Consider the following 7,689-nt stretch of genomic DNA (forward strand, 5'->3'; position numbering starts at 1 on the left):
GTTGGTGATGGAATAGGTAGATTAAATGTGGAGATTGATCCGTTAGAGTCATTTATCTTAAAACTTTCCGATTAAATTATTTGAAAAAAGCTGAACCCTGGCTCAAATTATCTCTTTTAGGATATACCTACTAGACTTAAGATTATTTTTTATGGATGTTAAGTAGCTCTATTTCTAATAGACGAGGATATTCTGATTATTTTACAGATCATGTTGTACTTTTGAGTGAATAAATGTTCAATTAGATGAGAAGATTTATACCTGTACTACTTATACTTTTTTTTATGAATTGCGAAGAGAAAAGTAACACCTTACTTACCATAGGACACAGGGGGGCAATGGGGCACGAGACAGAAAATACCCTTGCTTCCATTCAGAAAGCACTTGACCTGAATGTAGATATGATAGAAATAGATGTCTTTAAAATCACGAGTGGTGAAATAGTTGTCTTTCATGATGAGAAAATTGACCGATTAACAAATGGAAGCGGTGATATTGAAAGTTTGGATTTAGAATCCCTTAAAAATTTGAACGTTGAAGGAAACCATAAAATTCCCTTACTAAGCGAAGTTTTAGATGTTATTAATCATAAGGTACCCTTGAATATTGAACTAAAAGGCCCCGGCACATCTGAAGGTGTAATTCACATTATCAATACTTATATGGAGGATGAAGGCTGGGTTTTGGATGATTTTCTGATCTCTAGCTTTAATTGGGAGGAGCTAAAAAATATGCGCGGTATTAATAGGGACATCAAAATTGCCGTACTAACGGAGGACAATCCATTAGATGCCATTGCAATTGCCAAAGATCTAAAAGCGGTAGCTATAAACCCTTATTACCTTAATTTAACCAAAGAAAATGTCTCTGAAATTAAAAGTCAGGGTTTTAAAATTTTCACCTGGACTGTAAATGATGCAGAGCAAATTTCAAATATGAGAAAATTGGGTGTTGATGGTATTTTCACTAATTACCCGGAGCGGGTCAACTAATGTTTGATGTTATTGTAATAGGGGGTGGGGCTGCCGGGTTTTATTGCGCTATTCATGCAGCCGAAGCAAATCCTAAATTGAAAATAGCCATATTGGAACGTGGAAAGCAAGTCCTGTCCAAAGTTAAGGTTTCAGGTGGTGGCCGATGTAATGTTACCCATGCGGAATTTGAGCCTTCAGCATTGGTAAAAAACTATCCCAGAGGCGAAAAGGAACTTTTGGGGCCGTTTCACGTTTATTCCACAGCTGATACCATACAATTTTTTGAAAAACGCGGAATAAAAATAAAAACAGAATCTGATGGGAGAATGTTCCCGGCAAGCAATTCCTCCCAGACCATTATTGATTGTTTTCTTAGTGAAATACAGAAATATGGTATTACCCTCCTTAAGAGTAGCTCAGTTATAAATATTCTGCCCTTTAAAGATAATAAATTAGGTAAAGAGGAGATTTGGCAGGTGCAATCGGTTAAAAAGGTTTATCAGGCAAAAAGAATTGTACTTGCAACAGGAAGCAGCACTAAAATATGGAACTTGTTAGAACAACTTGGGCATACTATTGTGACTCCTGTACCTTCTTTATTTACATTTAATATTAATGATAGTAGAATTTCAGGAATTCACGGACTGAGTACTAATGCCAGGATTGAAATTTTACCCAGACAGATGAAAGGGAAAGAGATCAATACCAAATTTAACAACAGAAAAGGCGGAACTTTAAATTTGACGTCAGAAGGTCCTGTTCTAATTACACATTGGGGTTTGAGTGGTCCGGTTATCTTAAAACTATCGGCCAGGGCTGCAAGATTATTAAATGAATACGATTACAGGTTTAGGGTGAGAATAAATTGGATGCCAGATTATCACAAGGAGGGTATTTTAGCTCTTTTTAATGAGATAAAACAAGTCGATCCAAAGAAGACAATTTACAAAACGAAGGCTATCGATATCCCTGCAAGATTATGGGGCAAATTGGTTATTGCGTCCGATATAGCAAAGGATTTAAAATGGGCCGATGTTACCGGGAAGCAGTTGGATAGACTCGGGCAATTTATAACAGCTGCAGAATTCAATGTAGAAGGCAAGAGTACCTTTAAGGAAGAATTTGTAACTGCCGGTGGCGTGGATCTTAAAGAGGTAAATTTTAAGACTTTTGAGAGTAAAATTCTCCCCGGCTTGTATTTTGCAGGTGAGGTATTAAATATAGATGCTGTTACCGGAGGCTTTAATTTTCAAAATGCATGGACCGGGGCTTATATTGCTGCTCAGGCGATTGCGAAGTCTTTATAGAAGACGTAAATTAGACAAGCTGAAATACGAGGTAAAGAAAAGCAGCAAGTACGCTACCCAAAATGGGTCCAATCACCGGAATCCATGAATAAGACCAGTCGTTTTTGCCTTTGTTTTTAATAGGAAGCAGAGCATGCATAATTCTTGGCCCAAGATCCCTTGCCGGGTTTATGGCATAACCTGTAGTGCCACCCAGAGATAGTCCAATTCCCCAAACTACAAAGGCAACGGGAATAGCCCCGAGTGAACCCAAACCTATTACAGTGTCTGACTCCACAATAGTAGCGTCTGTAAAAAAGAGAACCGCAAAGACCAGAACAAATGTTCCCGAAATTTCCACCAGTAAGTTTGCGAATATATTTTTGATAGCCGGACTGGTGCTAAAAACTACAAGTTTTAGACTTTTTTCCTCAGTTCGGTCAAAATGGTATATGTAAATCAGCCATACTAATGAAGCACCCAGCATAGCTCCCAGAAATTGAGCCAGCAAGTAGGAAGGAACCATATTCCAGGGAAATTCTCCCGCAGCGGCCAGACCTATACTCACCGCAGGATTAATATGTGCTCCACTATAAGGGGCAGCAACAACAACACCAATATAAACCGCAAATGCCCAGCCGGTTGTAATTACAATCCATCCACTATTGTGACCTTTGGTATCTTTTAATACTACATTGGCGGTGACTCCGCACCCGAGTAGGATTAACAGAAATGTCCCTATTATTTCAGCGATAAATGGTGTCATATATAATATTAGTTTTACCTATTTTGCCCAAAATTCTAGCGCTTCAATGGCTTTATACCAGCCATCAATCTGCTTGTTTATTGAAACCCGGTCTGTAGTTGGGATAAAATGTACATCGGTTTGCCAAATCTCCTGAATTTGCTCCAGATTATCCCAGTAACCTACTGCAAGTCCGGCGAGGAATGCAGCACCCATTACTGTGGTTTCTACTATTTTTGGTCTTACCGTTACTGTATTTAATACATCTGCTTGAAATTGCATAAGTAGATTGTTAACTGTTGCACCTCCATCTACCCTTAATTCCTTAATTGATATCCCCGAATCTGCTTCCATTGCCTTTAAAATATCCATAGTCTGAAAGGCAATAGATTCCAAGGCTGCTCTTGCAATATGAGCATCTGTACTTCCCCGGGTCAGACCAAATATAGTGCCTTGTGCATGTTGATTCCAGTGCGGAGCTCCCAAACCTGCAAAAGCAGGGACAAAATAAACTCCACCCGAATCTGCCACAGAACCGGCCAGTTGTTCTACTTCTTTAGATGTTTTAATAATTTTAAGGCTATCTCTAAGCCACTGAACAACAGCCCCAGCAATGAATATACTTCCTTCGAGGACGTATTCAGCTTTACCATTTATTTGCCAGGCGACCGAAGTAAGAAGATTATTTTTAGATACTATTGGTTTATCACCAATATTCATTAACATAAAACATCCCGTACCATAAGTGTTTTTTACCATTCCCTTCTTTGTGCACATTTGACCAAATAATGCAGCCTGTTGATCCCCTGCTATGCCCGAAATTGGAATTCTGGTTGCAAATAGTCCCGGAGCAGTATGTCCGTAAATCTCACTAGACTGTTTTACTTCGGGCAGCATGCTCTTTGGAATTGTAAATAACTCTAGAAGTTCATCATCCCATTCAAGAGTGTTGATGTTGAATAAAAGTGTTCTGCAAGCGTTGGTTACATCAGTCACATGTAATTCTCCTTTGGTCATGTTCCAAATAAGCCAGGTATCTATTGTTCCCATTATTAAATCACCCGCCTCTGCTCTTTCCCGTATTCCTTCTACATTGTCTAAGATCCATTTTATTTTTGTGCCTGAGAAATAAGCATCAATTACAAGACCTGTTTTTTTGCGAATCCATTGGGACTTTCCTTCACTTTTTAAAAAGTCGCAATATTTGGCAGTTCTTTTGTCTTGCCAGACAATGGCATTATAAACAGGTTTTCCAGTTTTTTTATCCCAAACAACTACGGTTTCACGTTGATTGGTAATTCCTATTGCTGCGATATTCTTTGCTTCTAATCCTTTTTTAGCAACCGTTTCAGCAGCCATTGCCACTTGCGTAGACCAAATCTCCATTGCATCATGCTCTACCCAACCAGGTTTGGGAAAATATTGCGTAAATTCTCTCTGGGAAGTGGAAATAATACTTCCTGTTTTATCAAAAATTAATGCTCTACAGCTTGTGGTGCCTTGATCAAAAGCAAGGATATAGGTTTGCATGCTATTAGCAGTGTTGATTTTATAGGTTTAAAAATGAAAGATAATAAATGTATTTGATTTATTTTATACTATGATAATTAGCTAACTTAAATGCTGTATTTTTTGTCTATGTTTTAAAGTTTGTCTTGCAATGCCTAAATATATAGCCCTACTAAGGGGCATCAACGTTGGAGGTCACAAAAAAATAATGATGGCCGATTTGAGGATGATTTTTGAAAAATCAGGATTTTTAGCGGTTACATCATACATCCAAAGTGGGAATGTTATATTTCAAAGCAATGAAGCAGACACCAAAAAGCTGGAACAGCAAATAGAAAGTGCACTGGAAAAAGCCTATGGCTATCTGGTACCTGTAATTGTTTTAACCAGATCCAGGATTGAAAAAATAGTAAGTAACAATCCATTTAAACCTTTAGATGGGAATGATACAAGCAAAGTATATTATGTATTTCTTAAGGATATTCCTGAAAGAAAGACGGTAGAATTATTTAATGAGACTAAATTTCAAAATGAAAGGTTTTTTGTATGTAAGGATTATATCTATCTCAAATGCCTTTGTGGAATGGGTAAGGCAAAACTTAACACTAACCTATTTGAGCAAAAACTTCAGGTTAGGGCTACAGCAAGAAACCATAAAACGGTATTAAAACTGTTGGAACTAAGCAAAAGCTAGTTCATTTCCCAAATCTTATAATTTAAGATGGTAGCAAAACAAACCCATAAAAAATAGGGAATGAGGAGATATGCTGCTGTCCTGCTCACTACATTGAACCATTTAATGGTTAGCAAAATTAGAGCAAGTAGAAACAGAATTACCAAAAGTGCCCAGAAGGGGTTTTTAAATCCAAAAAAAACAACACTCCAGAGGGCGTTAAATAATAACTGAAACCCAAAATTATATAATGCCGTTTTCACCCAAATATGATGAAATCCTTTTGTCCAAACAATACCTGCGGCTATCCCCATTAGAATATATAGCAATGTCCAAACCGGTCCAAAAATCCAATTTGGAGGATTAAAACTAGGTTTATTCAGTGATAAGTACCAATCATTTACTGAAGACTGAGTTGCATACCCGGATAGAAAGCCTATGATAAGACATATAGACACAGAAATGGCAATATAGGTAAGCTTCTTTTTCAAAATTACTGGATGTAAGTTATCTAACATAGTAATTTATTTTAATAGAGGCTATAGCAAATGCGCTTAAAAACTATCTTTGCATAAATTGTTGTGTACATGATCGAAGACGACTTTATTCCCTTGCCTTACAGGATTGATAAGGAACAAGGTAGGGTACAGTGGAAAGCCCCAAGTAATATTGCATTAGTTAAGTACTGGGGTAAGAAGCAAAATCAAATACCGGCAAATGCATCAGTAAGTTTTACGCTGGATGAGTGCAGAACAATAACTTCTGTGGCCTTTACTAAGCTTGCTCAAGCAAGTAATGAGTTTTCATTTGATTTATTTTTTGAAGGAAAATCAAGGGAAGATTTTAAGCCCAAGATTGTAACATTTTTTAAACGGATTGAAAAGTATATTCCTTTTCTTAGAAGTTATCATTTCTCTATTGATACCTCCAACACCTTTCCACATAGCAGCGGCATTGCCTCTTCTGCCAGTGGTATGGCCGCTTTGGCTTTATGTCTAATGGATATAGAAAAGCAAATGGTTTCCGAAATGGATCCGGATTTTTTCTATAAAAAAGCATCTTTCTTAGCACGATTGGGATCAGGTAGTGCCTGTAGAAGTATTAAAGGTAACCTTGTTCAATGGGGGGAGCATAACGAAATAGCTGGGAGCACAAATCTATATGGAATACCCTATCCTTATCCGGTGGATGAGGTGTTCAAAACCTATCAGGATACTATTTTACTCGTACATAAAGGGCAGAAAAGTGTTAGTAGTACTGTTGGCCATGATCTTATGAACGGCCACCCATTTGCACAAAATCGATTTGTACAGGCTCACGACAATCTGATACGCTTACGTTCAATATTCGCTGAAGGTAATCTGGATGAGTTTATAGAAGTAGTTGAGAGTGAGGCACTCACTTTGCATGCAATGATGATGACCAGTATTCCTTATTTTATCCTTATGAAACCTAATACACTGAACATTATTGAGAAAATTTGGGAATTTCGGAGAGCTAGACAAAATCATCTATGTTTTACCTTAGATGCCGGGGCGAATATACATCTGCTTTACCCTGATAATGAAAAAAACGAGGTCAACAAATTTATTAAAGAGGAGCTAATTGCGTATTGTGAAAATGAGCAGTATATTTGCGACCGAATTGGTTTTGGGGCCAAAAAAATGTAATTTGAGCCCTTATTAAGATTAATACACCCTATCTTAGAGTCAAACTTAATTGAATTCAGATGAAAGGACCTCTTTTTTATTCAAAAATTTTACTTTTTGGTGAATACGGAATCATCAAGGATTCCAAAGGACTCTCTATTCCTTACAATTTCTTTAAGGGAGCCCTTAAGAAAGACGAGAATCTGTCTGAAACGGCTAAGAAGTCTAATGAAAGCCTGAAAAAATATTTTCATTATTTAACCAATTTACAAGGTCAGGAACCCACGCTATTCTCTATTGATTTGAAGGCCTTAAAGGTTGATGTGGATGATGGGATGTATTTTGACAGTTCTATTCCCCAGGGTTACGGTATTGGAAGTAGTGGTGCTTTGGTAGCCGCAATTTATGACAAGTATTCTATTGAAAAAATCACAGTACTCGAAAACCTGACCCGGGAAAAATTACTAAAACTCAAAATGATTTTCGGTAAAATGGAATCATTTTTCCATGGTAAATCTTCCGGGCTGGATCCTTTAAATAGCTATCTAAGCTTACCTATTCTAATTAATTCACAAGAAAATATAGAATCTACCAGTATACCCTCCCAAAATTTGAATGGGAAAGGCGCGGTCTTTTTATTGGATAGTGGAATCATAGGAGAAACAGCACCGATGGTGGAAATTTTTATGGATAAAATGAAACATGAAGGCTTCCGTAAAGTTTTGAAGGATCAGTTTATTAAACATACCGATGCCTGTGTTGAGGATTTTGTAAGTGGCAATGTGAAGTCGCTTTTTGGGAATCTGAAGCAACTTTCGCATGTGGTTTTGGATCATTTCAAACCTATGATCCC

Annotated in this window: 8 protein-coding genes; 5 read left to right on the forward strand and 3 right to left on the reverse strand. The window is 37.4% G+C overall.

The genetic code is table 11. The annotated features are described in order from the left end of the window. Positions 1-245: 245 nt before the first annotated feature. Together WBN20_RS12950 and WBN20_RS12955 are read left to right on the forward strand one after the other, a co-directional pair. Positions 246-992 (forward strand): glycerophosphodiester phosphodiesterase, encoded by a 747-nt coding sequence (locus tag WBN20_RS12950; RefSeq protein WP_424281994.1) that lies wholly within the window; start codon positions 246-248, stop codon positions 990-992. After that, complete coding sequence (locus WBN20_RS12955) at positions 992-2,281, forward strand: NAD(P)/FAD-dependent oxidoreductase (protein WP_424281995.1); 1,290 nt, start codon at positions 992-994, stop codon at positions 2,279-2,281. Before WBN20_RS12950 ends, WBN20_RS12955 begins: the two co-directional genes overlap by 1 nt. A 10-nt stretch (positions 2,282-2,291) precedes the next feature. Here WBN20_RS12955 and WBN20_RS12960 read toward each other — a convergent pair whose 3' ends face one another. After that, positions 2,292-3,026, reverse strand: a complete 735-nt coding sequence (locus WBN20_RS12960; protein ID WP_424281996.1) for an MIP/aquaporin family protein — start codon at positions 3,024-3,026, stop codon at positions 2,292-2,294. An 18-nt stretch (positions 3,027-3,044) separates the two neighbouring features. Beyond that, positions 3,045-4,535, reverse strand: coding sequence for a glycerol kinase GlpK (gene glpK, locus WBN20_RS12965; RefSeq protein ID WP_424281997.1), 1,491 nt, complete (start codon positions 4,533-4,535; stop codon positions 3,045-3,047). 130 nt (positions 4,536-4,665) lie between these two features. Here glpK and WBN20_RS12970 point away from each other — a divergent pair, with 130 nt between their 5' ends. Next, positions 4,666-5,208 carry a DUF1697 domain-containing protein gene (locus WBN20_RS12970; RefSeq protein WP_424281998.1) on the forward strand — a complete coding sequence of 181 codons (543 nt, stop codon included), beginning with the start codon at positions 4,666-4,668 and terminating at the stop codon, positions 5,206-5,208. On the opposite strand, the gene WBN20_RS12975 is transcribed toward WBN20_RS12970, so the two are convergent. Then, positions 5,205-5,705 (reverse strand): TspO/MBR family protein, encoded by a 501-nt coding sequence (locus WBN20_RS12975; protein ID WP_424281999.1) that lies wholly within the window; start codon positions 5,703-5,705, stop codon positions 5,205-5,207. The two genes, WBN20_RS12970 and WBN20_RS12975, sit on opposite strands and share 4 nt — an antisense overlap. A 69-nt stretch (positions 5,706-5,774) precedes the next feature. Between WBN20_RS12975 and WBN20_RS12980 the strand changes: the two genes are divergently transcribed. Then, complete coding sequence (locus tag WBN20_RS12980; protein ID WP_424282000.1) at positions 5,775-6,857, forward strand: diphosphomevalonate/mevalonate 3,5-bisphosphate decarboxylase family protein; 1,083 nt, start codon at positions 5,775-5,777, stop codon at positions 6,855-6,857. A gap of 59 nt (positions 6,858-6,916) precedes the next feature. Further along, the coding region (locus WBN20_RS12985; RefSeq protein ID WP_424282001.1) for a mevalonate kinase family protein at positions 6,917-7,689 on the forward strand (773 nt) is incomplete at its 3' end.

Origin of the sequence: Eudoraea sp., assembly GCF_049665975.1 — a bacterium.
GTDB lineage: Bacteria > Bacteroidota > Bacteroidia > Flavobacteriales > Flavobacteriaceae > Eudoraea.

Bases quoted from the DNA above. Each gene is read 5' to 3' on its own strand.
- WBN20_RS12950 (WP_424281994.1), top strand. From the start codon at position 246: ATGAGAAGATTTATACCTGTACTACTTATACTTTTTTTTATGAATTGC.
- WBN20_RS12955 (WP_424281995.1), top strand. From the start codon at position 992: ATGTTTGATGTTATTGTAATAGGGGGTGGGGCTGCCGGGTTTTATTGC.
- WBN20_RS12960 (WP_424281996.1), bottom strand. From the start codon at position 3,026: ATGACACCATTTATCGCTGAAATAATAGGGACATTTCTGTTAATCCTA.
- glpK (WP_424281997.1), bottom strand. From the start codon at position 4,535: ATGCAAACCTATATCCTTGCTTTTGATCAAGGCACCACAAGCTGTAGA.
- WBN20_RS12970 (WP_424281998.1), top strand. From the start codon at position 4,666: ATGCCTAAATATATAGCCCTACTAAGGGGCATCAACGTTGGAGGTCAC.
- WBN20_RS12975 (WP_424281999.1), bottom strand. From the start codon at position 5,705: ATGTTAGATAACTTACATCCAGTAATTTTGAAAAAGAAGCTTACCTAT.
- WBN20_RS12980 (WP_424282000.1), top strand. From the start codon at position 5,775: ATGATCGAAGACGACTTTATTCCCTTGCCTTACAGGATTGATAAGGAA.